This is a genomic window from Veillonella sp. (assembly GCF_018381775.1).
Lineage (GTDB): Bacteria > Bacillota > Negativicutes > Veillonellales > Veillonellaceae > Veillonella.
Genome location: NZ_JAGZRH010000002.1, coordinates 98,640 through 119,477, shown reverse-complemented (window position 1 = coordinate 119,477; position 20,838 = coordinate 98,640). Strand labels below are relative to the sequence as shown.

Annotated in this window: 13 protein-coding genes; all 13 read left to right on the top strand. The window is 34.6% G+C overall.

Features of this window, described 5'->3' with window-relative positions; all coding sequences use genetic code 11:
* Positions 1-370: 370 nt before the first annotated feature.
* On the top strand, positions 371-1,252 hold the full coding sequence (locus KH109_RS01775; protein ID WP_295215125.1) for a sirohydrochlorin cobaltochelatase: 882 nt from the start codon (positions 371-373) through the stop codon (positions 1,250-1,252).
* A 207-nt stretch (positions 1,253-1,459) separates the two neighbouring features.
* Positions 1,460-2,314, top strand: a complete 855-nt coding sequence (locus tag KH109_RS01770; protein WP_295215122.1) for a sirohydrochlorin cobaltochelatase — start codon at positions 1,460-1,462, stop codon at positions 2,312-2,314.
* An 86-nt stretch (positions 2,315-2,400) separates the two neighbouring features.
* Positions 2,401-3,108 carry a precorrin-2 C(20)-methyltransferase gene (cobI, locus tag KH109_RS01765; RefSeq protein WP_105085826.1) on the top strand — a complete coding sequence of 236 codons (708 nt, stop codon included), beginning with the start codon at positions 2,401-2,403 and terminating at the stop codon, positions 3,106-3,108.
* A gap of 29 nt (positions 3,109-3,137) precedes the next feature.
* Entirely contained in the window at positions 3,138-4,517 is a 1,380-nt protein-coding gene (locus KH109_RS01760; RefSeq protein WP_295215117.1) for a cobyrinate a,c-diamide synthase, read from the top strand.
* 2 nt (positions 4,518-4,519) lie between these two features.
* A complete protein-coding gene (gene cobO / locus KH109_RS01755) occupies positions 4,520-5,062 on the top strand; it encodes a cob(I)yrinic acid a,c-diamide adenosyltransferase (protein WP_295215115.1) in 543 nt (180 codons plus the stop codon).
* A 148-nt stretch (positions 5,063-5,210) separates the two neighbouring features.
* Entirely contained in the window at positions 5,211-5,600 is a 390-nt protein-coding gene (locus tag KH109_RS01750; RefSeq protein ID WP_060924194.1) for a class II SORL domain-containing protein, read from the top strand.
* A 220-nt stretch (positions 5,601-5,820) separates the two neighbouring features.
* Entirely contained in the window at positions 5,821-7,050 is a 1,230-nt protein-coding gene (locus KH109_RS01745; protein ID WP_060924195.1) for an aspartate kinase, read from the top strand.
* A gap of 7 nt (positions 7,051-7,057) precedes the next feature.
* The gene (locus KH109_RS01740; protein ID WP_295212603.1) at positions 7,058-7,375 is read left to right on the top strand and encodes a hypothetical protein; all 318 of its coding nucleotides are present in this window, start codon (positions 7,058-7,060) and stop codon (positions 7,373-7,375) included.
* Positions 7,376-7,513: 138 nt separating this feature from the next.
* Entirely contained in the window at positions 7,514-10,423 is a 2,910-nt protein-coding gene (locus KH109_RS01735; protein ID WP_295215112.1) for an insulinase family protein, read from the top strand.
* A gap of 117 nt (positions 10,424-10,540) precedes the next feature.
* Positions 10,541-11,509, top strand: a complete 969-nt coding sequence (gene gluQRS, locus KH109_RS01730; protein ID WP_295215109.1) for a tRNA glutamyl-Q(34) synthetase GluQRS — start codon at positions 10,541-10,543, stop codon at positions 11,507-11,509.
* A gap of 125 nt (positions 11,510-11,634) precedes the next feature.
* Complete coding sequence (locus tag KH109_RS01725) at positions 11,635-12,009, top strand: CoA-binding protein (RefSeq protein ID WP_295215106.1); 375 nt, start codon at positions 11,635-11,637, stop codon at positions 12,007-12,009.
* 9 nt (positions 12,010-12,018) lie between these two features.
* Entirely contained in the window at positions 12,019-12,339 is a 321-nt protein-coding gene (gene trxA, locus KH109_RS01720) for a thioredoxin (RefSeq protein WP_129823123.1), read from the top strand.
* A 378-nt stretch (positions 12,340-12,717) separates the two neighbouring features.
* Positions 12,718-20,661, top strand: a complete 7,944-nt coding sequence (locus KH109_RS01715) for an ESPR-type extended signal peptide-containing protein (RefSeq protein WP_295215103.1) — start codon at positions 12,718-12,720, stop codon at positions 20,659-20,661.
* Positions 20,662-20,838: the final 177 nt, after the last annotated feature.

Genomic DNA, 20,838 nt, shown 5'->3' with positions numbered 1-20,838 from the left:
ATTGTTTCTTTGGACTTTCATTGTTTAGTGATTATATTGCTTTACCAAGTTATATGATTGATTTGAAGTATATTTTAATTATTATTCTTTGTGTTGCTTGTGTCTTTAGTCTATGGCGTCATAATCGCTCTGGCAAAATTACAGCTGGCGACAAGAGAAGGTATGATACCTTTACAGGTCGAATTAAGTTTATTGTTATATTTTTTCTTCTTTTATGTGGTGTTGCATCGGTTATACATTATTTTGGTTGATTTTGATATTTTTTCTCATTGACTTCTATACATTAATCTTGTACTATTATTACATAGTAGTTGATAACAATTTTCAGTTATGGAGATTGTATCATGTATGAGCAATATGGAGGTCACATATGAAAGGCATAATTATTGCATCCTTTGGATCAATTTATCAAGATGCTGTGGAGAAATCCATCGGCAGTATAGAGAAAAAAGTACGTTCCATGTATAGTGATATGGAGGTACGCCGTGTATTCTTATCTGATGCATTAGTGGAAAAGTGGAATGAGAAATATGATGAAAAGATTTCTTCTTTCACAGAAGCTATGCAAGATTTTGCTCGTCTTGGCATAGATGAGGTATACATTCAACCCGTAACATTAGTAGCAGATCAGTGTTACCAACAAATGCGTAAACAAGCATTGAAGTTTTTACATAGCAATGAATATGGTTTTAATCAAGTAAATATTGGTAAACCATTACTTACATCATTAGGTGTAAAAAACTATGCTGACGATTATGAAGCTACATTAGAGAGCATCGTGCGTCATGTTAATACAAAGGCGCTTAATAAATCTGTAGTACTCATGGCAAATGGTCAAAACCAATTAGAGTTTAGTACATTACAATTGAAAGCCATGTATGGAGCAGCACCAAATGTAGTAGTATTTACTACAAATGGGTTCCCTACATTTAAACAAGCTCTTACATTATTAGATCGTATGGGTTTTAAAGACTTATTAGTAGTACCATTAGCTCTTATTGGTTCTACACATTTAATGGACTACCTTGGCGGTGAGCGTTCTGACTCCATTTATGCATTGCTCGCTGAAGAAGGGTACAATGTAGATATTTGGAATGAAGGTCTTGGTGAAAATCCTTATGTACAAGATTTATTCTTGAAACATTTAGGCCAAGCTATTCGCATGTCTGATCGGAAGCGTCCCATGCCTCGTGAATCTGTAAAACCTGTAATGACAAACTCTCGTATGGAAGCACAAGGTATGATTTCGTAGTTTGATCTCTCACATAATTAGACATACATCTCTCCACACTCCTTTATATACGTAAAAGTCCTCCTTGTTGGAAATCCAATGAGGAGGATTTTTACTTTTACTATGAAAAATATTTATAATATCCATTTTATACGTCCTATGGTATGCCCCTAAGGTGTCGTCTATGGTATGATTAAGATACATTATTAATTAAATAAGGAGACTTCCATGAAACAAGCTATTTTAGTTGTTGCTTTTGGGTCCACTGTTGACAGTGCTCGTGAACATAATATTGACTCCGTTGTGGAGCATATCCGTAAATCTTATCCAGATTATACTGTGGAATTAGCATTTTCCTCTCGTATTATCGTTAAACGATTACGGGAACGGGGGATTGAGATTCCTACTGAGCAAGGTGCATTAGAAACACTTATCCAAGAAGGATATACACATATATATGTGCAACCTCTACATTTTACTGGGGGGGAAGAGTTTGATAAATTGAAAAATAATATCCTCGCTCATGAAGGAGAGGGGCAACTAGAAGTATTGCGTGTAGGTAGACCTCTCGTATACTACATGAGCCAAGAGGAACATCCAGATGATTACCAAATTTTGATTGACCGATTCATTAAATCGCTTAACATTTCTAAAGAAGACGGGTTACTATTGGTTGGTCATGGTGGCCTCGGTTCTGGTAATTCATCATATGGCAACCTACAATTTAAACTAATTCGTGATGGCCTTACAAATGTACGTATCGCTGTTTTAGAGAATGCTCCATATGTGGCTGATGTAGCTATGCCATGGGAATGGCTCGATGGTAAACGGCCAAACACAATTTATGTGCACCCATTATTATTAGTTCTTGGAGATCATGCACAAAACGATCTCTTTGGTGATGATGAAGATAGCGTTATTAATGAACTTGCCGATTATGGTTATGCAGTTAAACCAATCCATAGCGCACTTGGTGAATATGAAGCAATACAAGATATCTTCCGTCAACATGTGCAAGATTGTATTGATGATTTGTATGGCAAACGTAGTACACATCGTCCAACAATTCCAAATATTAAATAGTAGTTTTGTATATCTTGCATAAATTAGTTATAATAAAAGATATTGTAATTATAAATAGAATGTAACTATAAGAATAGGAGAACCCCATGAAAGGTAAATTATATGGCATTGGCGTAGGCCCTGGCGATTCTGAATTAATGACTGTAAAAGCTGCTCGTATTGTAGGTGAAGCAGATATTATCATCACACCTAAAACAGAAAAGAAAGATGGTTCTGTAGCACTTAATATTGCTTCTCCATACATTCAAGAACATACAGAAATCGTTCCTGTAGTATTCCCAATGGTATTGGATGATGCTACACAAGAGGAAGGTTGGCAAGAAGCAAAACGCATTATCTTGTCCTACTTAGATCAAGGTAAAAGCGTTGTCTTCTTAACATTGGGTGATCCTATGTTCTACAGCACATACATGTATGTATATCGCTTGATTGAAAATACAGGCCATGAAATTGAAACAATTCCTGGCGTTACTGCTTTCTGTGCTATTGGTTCCCACCTTGGCTATCCAATCGTAGAGAAGGAAGAAGTATTAGCTATCGTTCCTGCTACAGCACCTAAAGAAAAAATTGATGCTGTATTGGCTGTAGCTGATGATGCGGTAATCATGAAAGTATATAAAAACTTTGATGAAGTACAAGAAACATTGCTTAAACATAACATGGCAGATGATGCGGTTATGATTAGCCGTGTAGGTTTGCCTGATGAGCAAGTATATGTTGGTTTAGACAATATGCCAAAAGATACTAAACTCAACTACTTATCTACAATCCTTGCAAAACGTAAGGACCGTTAACAAACACGTCGTATTACGAGGTAATATCTATGAACACAGTACAGATTCCACGTGTTGTCATTGCAGGCACAAACTCTGGTGTAGGTAAAACAACAATCGTAGCGGGCTTATTGGCTGCTTATGCAAATGGTGGACGTACGGTGCAATCCTTTAAAGTGGGCCCGGATTATATTGATCCGGGCTTTCATAAAATTGCATCCGGCCGTGACAGCTATAATTTAGATACGTGGCTCGTGCCACCTCACAAATTAAATCCTTTCTTTGCTACTATGGCGCATGGCGTAGACCTTGCTATTATTGAAGGTGTTATGGGCCTTTATGATGGGGGTCGAGAAGGCGTTAGTTCTACAGCTCAAATTGCTAAGCAATTGAATGCACCGGTGGTGCTTGTTATCGATTGCAAGGCCATGGGTGAAAGTGCGGCAGCTATTGCTAAAGGTTTCCGTGATTATGATCCAGAGGTAAACTTTGGCGGCGTTATCTTAAACCGTTTAGGTTCTGCCAACCACGAGCGCATGGTTCGTGAAGGTATGGATAAAATTGGTGTACCTGTTATTGGTGCTATTTATCGCGATGACCGTATGCACTCTCCAGAGCGTCATTTAGGACTCACACCTGTTACTGAAGTCGATCCAACAGAGGCTATCAACACGATTCGTGAAGCTGTTGAGAAAATGGTGAATCTCGATCAATTGTTGGACATTGCATCTAGTGCGCCAAGTATTGAATTACCAGATGCAGTAGATCCTAAATCCGTAGAAAAACGAGTTAAAATTGGTGTAGCCTATGATGAGGCGTTCTCCTTCTATTATCCAGCAAGTTTAGCCGCCTTGGAGGAAAAGGGTGCAGAAATCGTATACTTTAGCCCTCTTAATGACTTTGAAGTTCCAGATGTAGATGGCCTAGTATTTGGTGGTGGTTTTCCTGAAATGTTCTTGTTCCAGCTTTCTAGTAACGAGTCAATGAAGGAATCTATCCGTGAAGCTAATGAAAAAGGTATGCCTATTTATGCAGAATGTGGTGGCCTCATGTATTTATGTGAAAGTATCCACGATTTTGAGGGCGCCGTATATAATACAGTAGGTATTGTACCTGCTAATTGCATTATGCAACAAAAGCTACAAAAAGTAGGGTATGTTACGGCTACAGCTAAGCGAGATACCTTATTAGGTGCTGCAGATACATCTCTTCGTGGGCATGAGTTCCATTTCTCTACGATGGAACCAACTGTAGAGAATTTCCCTTGGGCCTTTCACTTAGAAGGAGGTCGAAGACCTCAATCTTATGATGGTGGCTATGCAACTGATAATGTATTAGCATCGTATTTACATTTGAACTTTGCTGGTTCTGATGAAGGTGCACAGCATTTTGTTGATATATGTGCTAACTATAAAGCTAAAAGGAGCTAAATATGAGTGAACGAGGCTTAATTTTAGTTAATACTGGCAATGGTAAAGGAAAAACAACGGCTGCATTAGGCGTGGCATTACGTGCTGTTGGACAAGGTTTTATGGTTTTAATCTTACAATTCATTAAAAGTGGTAATGGCTATGGTGAACTAGCGGGGCTTGCCAAATTAGGTGACCAAGTAGAAATTCGCTCCATGGGTAAAGGCTTTATTTACTATAAACGGGATGAGGTTAGCGACGCTGAATTGGCACGTCACAAAGAGGCAGCACAAGAGGCTTGGCGTACACTGGTTGGAGAGGTAAATTCCGACCGATGGGATCTTATCATTATGGATGAAATCAATAATGCCATTAATTATGAACTGATTGATGTAAATTCTGTAGTAGATATGCTTAAACATAAACCTAAGCGTTTACACGTTATTTTAACGGGCCGTTATGCGAAGCCTGAAATCATTGATATAGCTGATACAGTAACAGAAATGAATGTAGTAAAACATGCCTATGAAAAAGGAATTAAGGCTGCTAAAGGGATTGAGTTCTAATACGGAGAGCTTGAATATAAATAAATCTAAAATTTTCGAAAAAGCCCTTGCTAAAACTATATCGAAAATGTATAATATAGTCATAAGCACAAGGTGCTGAATATTCTTGACATTAAGTATGTATATAACACTAACCAGGAGGTTAACTATGGCTGTACATGATTACATTAAATCCGGCGATTTCGCTACTGAAAAACACGTTCCTGTTATCGAGACTGTTGACACTGTAAAAGCAGGTGAAACTTTCCACGTAACATTGTCCGTTGGTAAAGACATCGCACATCCTAACACTGTAGAACATCACATTGAATGGATCAAATTGTACTTCGTAGCTGAAGGTACTCAATTGCCATTCGAAGTTGGTGAAATTTCTTTCAACGTACATGGTGATGGCGCAACTGCAAACGAAGGCCCTGTACATGCAATTTCTGAAGGTTCTTTGGCAGTTTCCTTGAATAAATCTGGTAAATTAATTGCTGTATCCTACTGCAACATCCACGGTTTGTGGGAATCCGAAAAAGCAATCACAGTTGCTTAATTAACTTAATCAACTAATAAAGACCAGCCATAAGGCTGGTCTTTTTGTCTGTAAATGTTAATAATAACTGAAATAATCATACTAAAGTTGTGTCCGCACTCGAAGGAGTTTTGTTTTTGCGCAGTGGATAAATTGCGTTATATCCCTTTACAGTGCTATTTGTTTGTGGTAAAGTATATGCATATTGATTTTTAGTAGATAAGTTAAATGAGGGATTATTGTGGCCTTAATCGTTAAAAAATTTGGTGGTAGTTCCGTAGCTACACCAGAAAAAATATTTAATATTGTTGATCGCGTCCTTCGTGAGAAGAAAGAAGACGATAAAATCGTTATAGTTGTATCCGCTATGGGTGATACAACAGATGACTTGGTAGCATTGGCTAAAGAAGTAACATCTAAGCCTTATGGTCGTGAAATGGATCGCTTGTTATCTACAGGTGAGCAAGTAACGATTGCATTAATGGCGATGGCTTTCAACGAACGTGGTCATAAAGCTATGTCCTTAACAGGTGATCAAGCAGGTATTACAAGTAGTGATACATTCAATAAAGGCCGTATTTTAGGCGTTGATCCAAATCGCGTATTTGAAGCTTTGGATGAAGGCAATATCGTAGTGGTTGCAGGTTTCCAAGGTATTACTGAATATGGTGATATGGTTACTTTAGGTCGCGGTGGTTCTGATACAACTGCTGTTGCATTGGCAGGCGCTATGAAAGCTGATGTTTGTGAAATATTCACAGATGTTGAAGGCGTTTACTCTACAGACCCTCGCGTTGCAAAAGAGGCTTTCAAATTAGAAGAAGTAACATATGGCGAAATGCTTGAGATGGCACGTCTTGGTGCAGGTGTAATGCAACCTCGCGCCGTAGAAATGGGTTTCCGTTATGGTGTACCTATTCACGTACGTTCAACATTTAGTGACAATACAGGTACTATTATTCGGGAGGATTATACTGTGGAAGCAAATAAACACGTAATTACTGGCGTAGCTGATGATACTAATACAGCAAAAGTAGCCCTTGTAGGCGTTGAAAATAAACCAGGTGTGGCAGCAACTGTGTTCAAAGCATTGGCTGCAAAAAACGTGGATGTTGATATGATTGTTCAATCTATTCGCGCCGTAGGTGAACCTAAAACTGACCTCATCTTCACTGTAGCTATGGATGATGTTGTACTAGCTCGTGAAGTATTAGCAGAATTACAAAAAACTGTTGATATTGAAGCTGTAAATATTGACGAAAGAATGGCAAAAGTATCTATCATTGGTGCAGGTATGTTAGGTCAACCAGGCGTGGCAGCTCAAATGTTTGATATTTTGAGCCAAGAGGGCATCAATATTGAAATCATTTCTACTTCTGAAATTAGTATTTCTTGCCTTGTTGCTGAAGACCGCGTTAAAGATGCTGTTCGTGTAATTCACAATGGCTTATTGTTAGACCAAAGAGGTTAAGCTATTTATGGATAGTCTACGTAGTTTTATGGATGAAATGCTCAATGACCAAGGTCGTAAGGAAGGTTTCATTAGCGATCTACTAGGAAATCTAAAAAATCAGCCTATTCCAACATTGGAGCAAGCTCAAACTGGTTATACTACGGTAAGTAATTTACATGGCATTTTCTACGATTATGATAAGGCCGAAGTTACTATTTCTTATAAGGTAGTACCTGATATGTACCCACCGTATACGTTAAGCTTTGTACAATTCCAAGCAGTGTTAGAAGGCTTATTAACCTTGCGCCGCAATCAAAAGTGGCAAATGCAACATACTAAATAATATAAACCCCATAGGCCTATGCCTATGGGGTTTTGTGTTTCGATAATTATTCTTAACATCTATATATAAAGTCATCGATATGGTATAATTAATTGTTAAGAAAGAAATCATTTTATTTATATAGAAAGAAGGGACAGCATGGAAATAAATAAGGTTTATTCTGGCTTTCGCCTTGACCGCATTGAGCGCATTGATGAGATCAATGGTACCGCTTATGAAATGAAGCACGAAAAGTCTGGTGCACGATTAATTTATATCGATTCACCAGATTCTAATAAAGTATTCAATATTGCTTTTAGAACAACACCTCACAATAGTACTGGTGTAGCGCATATTATGGAGCACTCCGTATTATGTGGTTCTCGAAAATTCCCATTGAAAGAGCCCTTTGTTGAACTGGTAAAAGGTTCTTTAAATACGTTCTTGAATGCTATGACATATCCGGATAAAACAATGTATCCTGTAGCCAGCAAGAACGATAAAGACTTCCATAATTTGATGGATGTATATCTTGATGCAGTATTCTACCCACGTGTTCGTGAAGATGCAGAAATCGTAATGCAAGAGGGTTGGCATTATGAGCTCGAAAATGCAGATGATGAACTTACCTATAAAGGTGTTGTGTTCAATGAGATGAAAGGTGTTTACTCATCTCCTGACTCTGTATTGGAACGACAAATGATGCGCGAGCTTTTCCCAGATACGACCTATGGTGTTGACTCTGGTGGGGATCCTGATTATATTACAGATTTAACATATGAAGAATTCCAAGAATTCTATCGTGTTCACTATCATCCATCTAATAGCTATATCTTCTTGTATGGTGATATGAATATTGAAGAGCAATTAGCATTTTTGAATGATGAGTACTTAAGTCATTTTGATGCTATTGAGGTTCATACTGAGGTAACTCTACAAGCTCCATTTACAGAAGGTAAAGTAGTGAGCTATCCGTATAGTGTAGGTTCTGAAGAGCCTACAGATAATCGTACATTGCATTCCTTTGCTTATGTATTGTCTAATGTAACACCTGAACATAGCTTGGCTTTTGAAGTGTTAACACATGCTTTGTTGACATCTCCAGCAGCGCCTCTTAAACAAGCTTTGATAAAAGCCGGTATCGGCTCTGACGTGAGTGGCTATTATTTAGATAGCATTCGCCAACCTATGTGGACTGTACAAGCAACTGGCTCTAATCTAGATAAACAAGCTGACTTGCAACGCATTGTAGAATCTACATTACAAGATCTTTGTGACAAAGGCTTAGATAAAGAATTATTAGAGGCTTCTTTGAATAGCATTGAATTTGCTCTTCGTGAAAGTGATTTCGGTGGACGTCCTATCGGTTTGGCGTATATTATTCGTATGATGGATAATTGGCTATACGATAATGACCCGTTGGAACTATTACACTATGAAGAGGCGTTAACGAATATTCGAAACGGCTTAGCTGGTACATATTTCGAAGATTTAATTCGTCATTCTATCTTGAATAACAACCATAAAGTTCTTGTATCTATCTATCCTGAACGTGGTCTTCAAGAGCGCAAAGATGCAGAGGTTAAAGAACATTTAGCTGCTGTAAAAGCGAATATGACAAAAGAGGAGATTGATGCGATTGTAGAACAAACAAAACGCCTTAAAATTCGTCAAGAAACACCAGATAGCGATGAAGCTCTAGCATCTATTCCATTGCTCGAGTTATCTGATTTAAATCCTAATATGGAAGCTGTAGAACGCCGTGAAAGTAAAATCGGTAATACTACAGTACATTTTGTACCTACTTTCACAAAGGGTATCAATTATGTAGGCTTGTACTTTAAATTGAACTGCCTCACAGAAGATGACTTATTCTACGCTGATATTTTAAGTGACATCCTAGGTCGTGTTGATACATCCGAACGCGGTTATGAAGCATTGGCTAAAGATATCAATATGAATTTAGGTGGATTGAGTTCTGACATTACGGCCATCAGTAAAGATGGTAAGCGCGATGAGTTTACACCTCTTATGATTGTGCGTGCAAAAGCATTACATGCTAAACTACCTGATTTATGCCGCTTGATTAATGAAGTGGTACAAAAGGCAGATTACAGTGATGATCGCCGTTTAACTGAGCTTGTTCAAGAAAGCAAAGCTATTTGGGATAATGAGGCATTCCGCCGCGGTAATTCTATCGTAAGTCAACGTGTTATGGCTCAAGTATCTGCAGTTGGCAAGTTTAGAGACAATGGCAATTTAGGGTACTATCAAAAAATCAGCGAGCTAGCATCTAATCCAGCAGCTTTGCCATTATTACCAGAAAAATTAGCTGAAGTAGCTCGAAAAATTTTCCGTGCTAATAATGTAGATATTATGTTTGTCGGTGAAGAAGGCGAATTAGAAGCTTTTAAAACCCTAATGAAACCATTGGTTGACACTTGGGATACTACCGAATTGAGTAATGATGTATTACAAATCACTCGTCTTTCCGGCAATGATGGTATCGTTACAGCTGGTAAGGTTCAATACGTAGCTCAAGGTGGTAATTTCATCGATCATGGTTTCAAACATGTTGGTCCCATGAGCGTATTAGAAACAATATTACGTTATGAATACCTTTGGATTCGTATTCGTGTTCAAGGTGGCGCTTACGGAGCATTTGCTAATTTCTATGATGATGGCAATATGATTTTCTGTAGTTATCGTGATCCTAACTTGTTAGAAACTTTAGATGTATATAAAGAGTTGCCTCAATACCTTCGTGACTTCACATTGACTGATCGTGAAATGCGTAAGTATATTATTGGTACTATGAGTTCTTTAGACTTGCCAATGACACCTGCATTGCGTGGACCACGTGCAATGGGTATGTACTTCAGCGGTGCTAAATTAGAGGACAAAGTAGAGTTCCGTAAACAAGTAATCGCATGTAAGCCCGAAGATATTGTTGCACTAGCAGATGTGGTAGAACCTGTATTGAATGATAATCATATTTGCACAATGGGTAACGAACAAAAAATTAAAGATGCTGGTAATGTTTTTGATAACATTGTGTCTTTAGGCTAAATAATTTTATATCTATAAATGATATTGCTTTAATTTTTAGTTTGACATATCTTTAGATGGATAAGTGGCATATTCATAATGAATATGCCACTTGTTTTCTGCTATAGGAGTGTTCTCATGAAAGGTAGATTTGCGCCTAGTCCAACAGGATATATTCATCTTGGTAATGTGTGGATAGCACTTTTATCATATATCTCCACACGCCAACAAAAAGGAAAATATGTTGTACGGATGGAGGATATAGACCTGCAACGGTCAAAACGAGAATTAGGTGAAGCTTTACTAGATGATTTAGAATGGCTTGGCTTTGAATGGGATGAAGGGCCTCGTGTAGGTGGACCTGAGGTATCTTATTGGCAAAGTGAAAGACAAACATATTATGCAGACATACTAGAATCTCTAGCATTAGAAAAACTAATTTATCCTTGTTTTTGTAATAGAGCACGGCTACAATCTATAGCATCAGCGCCTCATGCAGGAGAAGTAGTTCATCGTTATGATGGTAAATGTCGCCATTTAAGCAAGAATGCAGTAGACGAATTATCCTCTATAAAAGAACCATCCTTACGTTTAGCTATAGATTCATGCAATCTAGAATTTGATGATCGCTGGCAAGGTACACAGCATATTCATTTGGAAGGTGAACTAGATGATTATGTACTACGTCGTGGTGATGGTATGTATGCTTATAATTTGGCAGTTGTATTAGATGATATAGCTATGGGAATAACTGAAGTTATTCGAGGTAATGATTTACTTGATACAACAGGGCAACAATTATATTTATATAATACATTACAACAATGCTATTCCTATAAAAATATAGAAGTTCCTAAGTATGGTCATGCACCACTTTTAGTAGATGCAGATGGAAATAGACTTTCTAAGCGTCAAAAGAGTATTACAATACGTGAACTACGAGAACAGCAATGGTCAGCATCCAGAATTTTATGGGAATTAGCTGTCGCTGGTGGTCTTATAGATGGAGACAGATATACTCATCGAGAAATAAATCTTTCTGAGTTAATGAATTTAGATCTATCGTGTTCTAGTTTAAGACAAAAAACAATTGTTATTGAGCGATAATAGATACATTGATTTTAGTTCTGAAATATTTGCTAAAAGAGTATAATTCTTCAACTATAAAATTCGATATATTATATTGACAATATTCGATATTCCGCTATAATAGTATATAAGAGGTGGTCAAAATGACAATTCAACAAGCTTTAGATCAAAAAGTGTGGGCCGTTATTGGAGCCACTCATAAAACCGAAAAGTTCGGCTATAAGATTTATAAATGTCTTAAAGATCACGGATATGAAGTATATCCAGTTAATCCTAATGTTGCAGAGATAGATGGTAACAAATGTTACCCTAGTCTTTCTGCACTTCCTGTTGTACCAGCTGTGGTAGATTTTGTTGTGCCAGAAGCAGCAGGCTTAGCTGCACTTGATGAATGTAAAGAACTTGGCATTTCTACTGTGTGGTTGCAACCGGGAGCGGATAAACCATCTGTTGTTGAAAAAGCACATGCTTTAAACTTGCATGTCATTCAAGATTGTGTATTAGTTCAATTACCGTAGGAGGGTACAATGAGCGAATTAAAAGAATTAAAAACTGCTGAATATCAAGATTTAGTAAATCAAGGTGGCGTTACTGTTATTGATTTCTGGGCTCCATGGTGCGGTTATTGCGTACGTATGATGCCAATCATCGAAGAAATCGCAGGTGAACTTGAAGGTAAAGCTAACTTTGTAAAAGTAAATGCTGATGAAGAACCTGAATTAGCACGTAACTTACAAGTTGAAGTATTGCCAACATTCGTTATTTTAAAAGATGGCGAAGTAGTAGACCGCAAAATTGGCTTCATGCCAAAAGGCGACCTTCAAGGTGCTATTGAATCTAAATTCTAATAATCGGTATAAAACTATATAAATAGAGGCAAAAAAACCTCATCAATGTATAAAGCATACATTGATGAGGTTTTTTTCATAATTTTTATAGAGGTAAATAAAAAGTATCGTATAAATATAAAATTAAATTAAAATATAAATTTTCATTTTACATAATTCAATATTATTAATAACACAGTATTTATGCGGATAATTATTTATTTTTGAATGAGTGAAAAATGAAGCATAAGTTTAACTTATTAATTTTTTTATGGAAATTTAAAATAATATATGGTAGTATTATGTTAAATATTGTGAATGTTTAGTGAAAAGAGTGCAATATTTGATTTATTTCTTCATTGTGGGGTGAGAGCCACAAATGTTGGGAGGGAACTTAATATGAATAAGGTATTCAAAGTTGTATGGAGTGCAACGAAGCACGCTTATGTCGTAACGTCCGAGTTAGCTAAGTCTCACCAAAAATCTGCTACTACAATTGTAGCAGCCGTTATTTTGGCGGCTAGCTTTTCTGGAGGTGTTGCTAATGCATCCAGCCCTGAGGATTGGGCTAGAGCTGATCTTATTGGTAGCCAAAGATGGTTAACACCTGATCAAAATGCTTGGGGTCATATGCAAGATCAACATCAAGTTGATCCACAACAATTAGATCAACAGCAACAACAGCAACAACAGCAACAGCAACAACAACAGCAACAACAATGGCAACAACAAGTGCCGCAACAACAGCGACATCAACATCCTCAAGTGCCACAACAACAGCAACAATGGCAACAACAAGTGCCACAACAACAGCAGCAACAACAAATCCCTAAAAAAGGCGGTTCCAATGGTAATACCGTAATTAATAACTACTATACAGTTGTAACTACTGATGTTGAAAATGTTAAGAAAAATACACATAACATTAATGTTGTAAATAAAAAGGTAGATATCAATACTACTAATATTAATACTGTTAATAATAAGGTTGAGAGTGTAAAAACTGACATTAATAAAATCAATGCTAATATTACTAATATCAACGCTAAAGTTGATAAAAATAGCAAAGATATTGAAGGATTAAAAGGTCAAATTGGCACTACAATCACTAACATTAAACAAGACATCACAAATATTAACAATAATATTGATGCTAAATTTACTAAAATTAACAATGATATTGATGTAAAAATCGATAATAAAATTACAAAGATTACAAATAATGTTGTTAATAATGTAAATACTAACATTGATGCTAGTGTAAAAAAACATATTGAAGCTAATAATACTAATATTATTAATCAAGTAAATCAAAATATTAAAAATGAAATACAAAACAATAACACTACAATTCTTAATCAAGTAGATCAAAAAATTGAAAATAATAACACTACTATTATTAACAATGTGAACAAAGATGTAGATGTTAAGATTAATGATATTAAAACAACTATCAATAATACGAAAAATGAGTTGAATACTAACATTTCTAATGTTAAAAATGAACTCAATCAAAATATCAACAACGTTGATATTAAAGTTAATGACAATAAAAAAGCTATTAATAATTTAACAGTTAATGTTAACAATAATAGCAAATCTATTGCTGATTTAACTGCTAAAGTTGAAGAAAACACAGCTAACATTACTTTCAACAATACTATTGCGATGGAAAACCGTAAACTTATCGGTGATAACAAAAAAGCTATCAACGAGAACAAAAAAGCCATCGATGAATTGAAAGGTAAAGTTGGCACAACCATCAATAATATTAACACTACAATTGATAATAAGATTAATGAAAATAACACTAAGATTATCAACGAAGTTAATAACAATGTAGATGTTAAAATCAACGATAGCAAAACTAACATTATTAGTGAAGTTAACAAAACAATTAATTCTAAGATTGAAGCTAACAACACAACTATTATTAATAAAGTAAACAATGATGTTGATACTAAGATCAATGCCGTTAAAACTGATATTACAAATATTAATAATACTGTAAATAATGTAAGCGCAAAAGTTGATTATAATGGTAAAGCTTTAGCTGATCATGAAGGTCGTATCCAGGCGCTTGAACAAGACAATAAAACTATTAAAACTGATGTAGCTAACACTCAAAATCAAGTTAATATCAATACTAAAGATATTGCTGATTTGAAAGGTAAAGTTGGTCAAAATATTGGTAATGTTCAAGTAGATATTAAAGATATTAAAAACAACATCACTAATATCAACAATAAAGTTGAAGCAAACACAGTTGCAATTAACAATGTTGATGTAAAAGTTGATGGTGTTAAAGGTGACTTGGATGGCCTTAAAGGTCGTGTTGATCGTCATGACCAACGTTTGGACTACTTGCAAGACAACATTGCAGATAACTCCACACGAATCTCTATTGTTGAAGATGGTGTAAAAGCTAATACAAAAGACATTAATGTAGTTGGCACAATTGCAATGGAAAACCGCACACTTATCGGTGCAAACCAAAAAGCTATCGATGAGTTAAAAGGTCATGTTGGCACACAAATTACTAATATTGAAACTACAATCAATAAGAAGATTGAAGCTAATAATACTACAATCCTCAACAAAGTAGATGGTAATATTGATGCTAAGATTGAAAAAAATAACACAGTTATTAACAATAACATTAACAATGTAAATGCTAAGACTGAAGTTAATGCCAAAGCTATTACAGATAATAGTAAACGTATTGATGCTAATTCTGCTCGTATTTCCAATAATGAAAAAGCAATCAACGACTTAAAAGGTCATGTTGGTACACAAATCACTAATATCGAAAATACAATTACTAATAAGATCAATGAAAACAACACAGTAATCAATAAAAATATTGATGCTAAGATTGAAGCTAATAACACTACAATTCTTAATAAAGTAGACAATAACATCGATGTTAAGATTAATGCTAATAACATTAAAGTTGATCAAAAAATTGATGGTGTTAAAGGCGATTTAGATGGTCTTACTAAACGCGTTGATCAAAATACTAAAGACATCAACGTAGCAGGCACAATTGCTATTGAAAACCGTACACTTATCGGTGCTAACAAAAAAGCTATTGATGAGTTAAAAGGTCATGTTGGCAATCAAATCACAAATATTGAAAATACAATTACTAATAAAATCAACGAAAACAATACAGTAATTAATAAAACTATCGATAATAAGATTGAAGCTAACAATACTACTATTATCAATAAAGTAGATAACAATATTGATGCTAAGATCAATGCTAACAACACAACAATCATTAACAAAGTTGATAAAAACATTGATGTAAAAATCAACGAAAATAACACACAAATTAACAATACAATCAACAAAAAAGTTGGTGAAGTAAATGTTAAGATTGATGGAGTTAAAGGTGATTTGGATGGCCTTAAAGGTCGTGTAGATCGTCATGATCAACGTTTAGACTACTTACAAGATAATATTGTAGATAACTCTACACGTATCACTGTAGTAGAAGATGGCGTTAAAGCTAATGCTAAAGACATTAATGTAGTTGGTACTATCGCTATGGAAAACCGTAAATTCATCGGCGATAATAAAGCTGCAATTGATAAAAATGCAAAAGATATTGATGCGTTAAAAGGTCAAGTTGGCACTACAATTAAAAATATCGAAACTACAATTAATAATAAGATTACAGAAAACAATGTAACTATTAATAAAAATATCGATACTAAGATTGAAGCTAACAACACTGTTATTAACCAAAATATTGATCAAAAAATCAATAATAATAACACAACAATCATTAATAAAGTAGATCAAAACATTGACGCTAAAATCAATGCAAATAACACTACTATTCTTAACAAAGTTGATAAAAACATTGATGTAAAAATCAATGAAAACAACAAACAAATCAACAACACAATCAATACTAAGATTGGTGATGTAAATGTTAAGATTGATGGCGTTAAAGGTGACTTGAATGGTCTTAAAGGTGATTTGGATGGCCTCAAAGGTCGTGTAGATCGTCATGATCAACGTTTAGACTACTTACAAGATAATATTGCTGATCATTCCACACGTATCTCTATAGTTGAAGATGGTGTGAAAGCTAATGCAAAAGATATTAATGTAGTTGGTACAATTGCAATGGAAAACCGTAAATTCATTGGCGATAATAAAGTTGCTATTGCAAACAATACTAAAAATATCAACATCAATGCTAAAGCCATCGATGAGTTAAAAGGTCAAGTAGGTCAATCCTCTACAGTTATCAACGATATTAAGAAACAAATTACTAATATCAACGGTAAAGTAGAAAACAACACTACAAATATTGCTAATAACACAACTAATATTGCTAAAAATACTACAGCAATTAATAACGTAAACGTTAAAGTCGATGCTAATGCAAAGGCTATCGTAGACAATAGCAAACGTATCGATGCAACTAATGTGAAAGTAGATGCTAACACTACTAACATTGCTAACAATACAACTGCAATTAACAATGTAAACGTTAAAGTTGATGCTAATGCAAAGGCTATCGTAGATAATAGCAAACGTATTGATGCAACTAATGTGAAAGTAGATGCTAACACTACTAACATTGCTAACAATACAACTGCAATCAACAATATAAACGTTAAAGTTGATGGTGTTAAAGGTGATGTAGCTGGCCTTACTAAACGTGTAGAACAAAATGAAAAAGACATCAATGTAGCTGGCACAATTGCTCTTGAAAACCGTAAATTCATTGGCGACAACAAAGTAGCTATTGCAAATAACACTACAAATATCAATGTTAATGCAAAAGCTATTGATGAATTAAAAGGTCAAGTAGGTAAATCTTCTACAGTAATCAATGATATTAAAAAAGAAATTACTAATATTAATGGTAAAGTAGAAAATAACACTACTAACATTGTTAACAATGCTACAAACATTCAAGCTAATGTAGTAGCAATTGCTGATAATAGCAAACGTATTAATGAAAATACTACAAATATTACTAATAACACAACTAATATTGCTAAAAATACTACATCAATTAACAACGTAAACGTTAAAGTTGATGGTGTTAAAGGTGATGTAGACGGCTTGAAAGGTCGTGTCGATCGTCATGACCAACGTTTAGATTACTTACAAGATAACATTGTAGATAACTCTACACGTATTACAGCAGTAGAAGATAATGTTAAAGTAAATACTACTAATATTGCTAATAACACTAAAGCTATTGATGATTTAAAAGGTCAAGTTGGTAAAACAGTTCAAAATATCGAAACTACTATTAATAACAAAATTACTGAAAACAATGTAGTTATTAATAAAAATATCGATACTAAGATTGAAGCTAACAACACTGTAATTAACCAAAATATCACAAATGCAATTACTGAAAACAACAAGGAAATTAACAATACAATTAACAAGGTAAATGTTAAAGTTGACGGTATTAAAGGTGACTTGAATGGTCTTACTAAACGTGTTGACCAAAATGAAAAAGACATCAATGTAGCTGGTACAATTGCAATGGAAAACCGTACATTCATTGGCAATAACAAAGCTGCTATCGACAAGAATACAAAAGCTATCGAAGCATTGAACGGCAAAGTTGGTACTACCATCACTAACATCGAATCTACTATCAATAACAAGATTGAAGCTAACAATACTACAATCCTTAATAAAGTAGATACTAATATTGATGCTAAGATTAATGCTAATAACACAACAATTCTTAACAAAGTTGATAAAAACATCGATGTAAAAATCAATGAAAACAACAAACAAATCAACAATACAATCAATACTAAGATTGGTGATGTAAATGTTAAGATTGATGGCGTTAAAGGTGATTTGGATGGCCTTAAAGGTCGTGTAGATCGTCATGATGAACGTTTAGACTACTTACAAGGTAATATTGTAGATAACTCTACACGTATCAGTGCTAATGAAGATGCTATTAAAGCATTAAAAGGCCAAGTTGGTACAACAGTTACTAATGTTGAAAACACAATCAACGCTAAGATTGAAGCTAACAACACAGTAATTAGAAACGATATCAACACTGCAATTACTAACAACAACACTGTTATTAATAAAAACATTACAACTGCAATCAACGAAAATAACAAAACAATCATTAACAAAGTAGATCAAAATATTGATGCTAAGATTGCTGAAAACAATACAGTGATTAACAACACAATTAATAACAAAGTTAATGACGTAAATGTTAAAGTTGAAGCTAATGCAAATGCAATTGCTAATAATAGCAAATCTATTACTGACATCAAAGCGAATGTAGCGAATATTAACAGTAAAGTAGAATCTAACACTACAAATATTGCTAATGTAAGCAAACAAGTTACAAATAATACAACTAACATTGCTCACAATGCAACAGCTATTGCAAACATTAGCAAACAAGTTGCTGGCAACACTGCTAACATCACAGATGTAACTGCTAAAGTAAATGCTAATACTGGCCGTATTGAATCTAATACAACAGCTATTAATAACTTAACTGGTAAAGTTGATGCTAACTCTCAAGCTATTGAATCCTTGAAAGGTCAAGTTGGTAAAGGCAATACTACAATCGTTAATGTAGCTCAAAAAGTAGAAAATATTACTCAAAACATTAACGCTCAAAACAGCAATATCCAAGCTAATACTGTAAACATTCAAAATAATACTTCCAATATTAATAACATTAAAGCTAATGTTGTTAACGTTGAAAAGAATGTAAACAATATTAAAGCTGATGTGACAGTAGTTAAAGCTGATATCACAAACATCAATGCTAAAGTTGATCAAAAAATCAATATTGTAAACAACAACATTACTAACGTTAAAAACGATGTGAAGAGTATTGATGCTAAAGTTACAAATATTGATAACAAAGTTACTAATATTAACAATAAAGTAACTAATATCGATAGCAAGGTAAATGATATTGATGTGAAAGTTAATAATCAAAATACTGTAATCAACAATATCAAAACTGATGTATCTGGTTTGAAAGATCAAGTTGGCAAAAATACTGAAGCAATTAAGAACTTACAAAATGTAAGCGCTGATGTAAACAAAGTGAAAGAACAAGTTAATGTTAATACTCAAAAAGCAAATGCTAACGAAGAACGCATTAAAAATGTTCAAAGCCAAGTTTCTGTTAATACTGAAGTGATCAAACATAACACTGAAAACATCAATATTAACAAAGCAGCGATCAAACAAAATGCTGAAGCAATTCAAAATACTAATGTAACTGTACAAAAAGTAATCAACAAAGTTGATGAACATAGTAAAGTTATTAACGATGTATCTAAACAAGTTAATACTAATACAACTAATATTGCTAATATTAATAATGTTGTTAACCAAAATACAACTAATATTACAAATGTAACTAACCAAGTTAATGCAAACACAAGCAATATTAGCAAAGTATCTAGCCAAGTTAATACAAATACTACAAACATCAACACTCTAAATGCTAAAGTTGATACTAATGTTACTAATATCACTAAGGTAGATAATCGTGTAACTGCAGTAGCTAACCAAGTTAAAGAAAATGCACAATTAACAAAAGCTGTTGGTACTCTAGCACTAGAAAATCATGAAAAAGTTAGTGTATTAGGTTTACAAGTAAACAAAAATACAGAAGACATTTCTAACAATGCAACAGCAATTGCAAATGTAAATACTAAAGTTGATGAAAACGTTACATTAACTAAAAACATTGGTGCTATTGCATTAGAAAATAATGAAAAAGTTAATGTATTGGGCTTACAAGTAAATAAAAATACTCAAGATATCAGTACATTAGCAGAAGCTGCAAATTATAGCTTGAAAGCTTCTAACATTGCATTACAAGATCATGCAACACTTGTACAACACGATGCACAAATCGCAGAAAACTCTCGCCGCATTATCAGCGTAGAACGTGATGTTAAAGTGGTAGGTGCTAATGCAGCAGCTTTGGCAGCATTGAAACCTATCGAATACCATGAAGGTCAAAAAGCTCAAATTATGGCCGCTGTTGGTACTTACAAAGGTAAAACATCTACTGCGTTGGGTGTAGCTCATTATGCAAATCCTGATTTGTTAATCCATGCTGGTGCAGCTTATGGTGGTGACCATAGCGTAATGGCAAATGCTGGTGTAACAATCGGTATTGGTAATGCTCCTACAGCTCCTAAAGCATCTCCTGCAACTGTAAAAGTTCTTGAAGACAAAGTGGCTGATTTGCAAGCACAAAACAAAGAAATTCGTGAACTTCTTGATAAAGTGATTGCACAACAACCACAACAAGCTCCAAAAGCAGCTGTAAAAACAACTAAATAATATGCCTCCCAACCGATGGGTTACATAATAATCTATCGTAGGTATAGAAACCGCGTAGCAGAAATGCTACGCGGTTTTCTTTTTTGTGTGGATGTGTGGTGATTGTTTCCATATATACCTTTTTAATTTAGTGTAATGGAGTGGATAGCTACCTTGTAGTGGGGATTAGATACAGAT

What these genes read in the sequence shown, in the direction of transcription:
- KH109_RS01750 (WP_060924194.1), top strand. Translation starts at nt 5,211, where the DNA reads ATGGCTGTACATGATTACATTAAATCCGGCGATTTCGCTACTGAAAAA.
- KH109_RS01735 (WP_295215112.1), top strand. Translation starts at nt 7,514, where the DNA reads ATGGAAATAAATAAGGTTTATTCTGGCTTTCGCCTTGACCGCATTGAG.
- cobI (WP_105085826.1), top strand. Translation starts at nt 2,401, where the DNA reads ATGAAAGGTAAATTATATGGCATTGGCGTAGGCCCTGGCGATTCTGAA.
- KH109_RS01775 (WP_295215125.1), top strand. Translation starts at nt 371, where the DNA reads ATGAAAGGCATAATTATTGCATCCTTTGGATCAATTTATCAAGATGCT.
- KH109_RS01760 (WP_295215117.1), top strand. Translation starts at nt 3,138, where the DNA reads ATGAACACAGTACAGATTCCACGTGTTGTCATTGCAGGCACAAACTCT.
- gluQRS (WP_295215109.1), top strand. Translation starts at nt 10,541, where the DNA reads ATGAAAGGTAGATTTGCGCCTAGTCCAACAGGATATATTCATCTTGGT.
- trxA (WP_129823123.1), top strand. Translation starts at nt 12,019, where the DNA reads ATGAGCGAATTAAAAGAATTAAAAACTGCTGAATATCAAGATTTAGTA.
- KH109_RS01725 (WP_295215106.1), top strand. Translation starts at nt 11,635, where the DNA reads ATGACAATTCAACAAGCTTTAGATCAAAAAGTGTGGGCCGTTATTGGA.
- KH109_RS01740 (WP_295212603.1), top strand. Translation starts at nt 7,058, where the DNA reads ATGGATAGTCTACGTAGTTTTATGGATGAAATGCTCAATGACCAAGGT.
- KH109_RS01715 (WP_295215103.1), top strand. Translation starts at nt 12,718, where the DNA reads ATGAATAAGGTATTCAAAGTTGTATGGAGTGCAACGAAGCACGCTTAT.
- cobO (WP_295215115.1), top strand. Translation starts at nt 4,520, where the DNA reads ATGAGTGAACGAGGCTTAATTTTAGTTAATACTGGCAATGGTAAAGGA.
- KH109_RS01770 (WP_295215122.1), top strand. Translation starts at nt 1,460, where the DNA reads ATGAAACAAGCTATTTTAGTTGTTGCTTTTGGGTCCACTGTTGACAGT.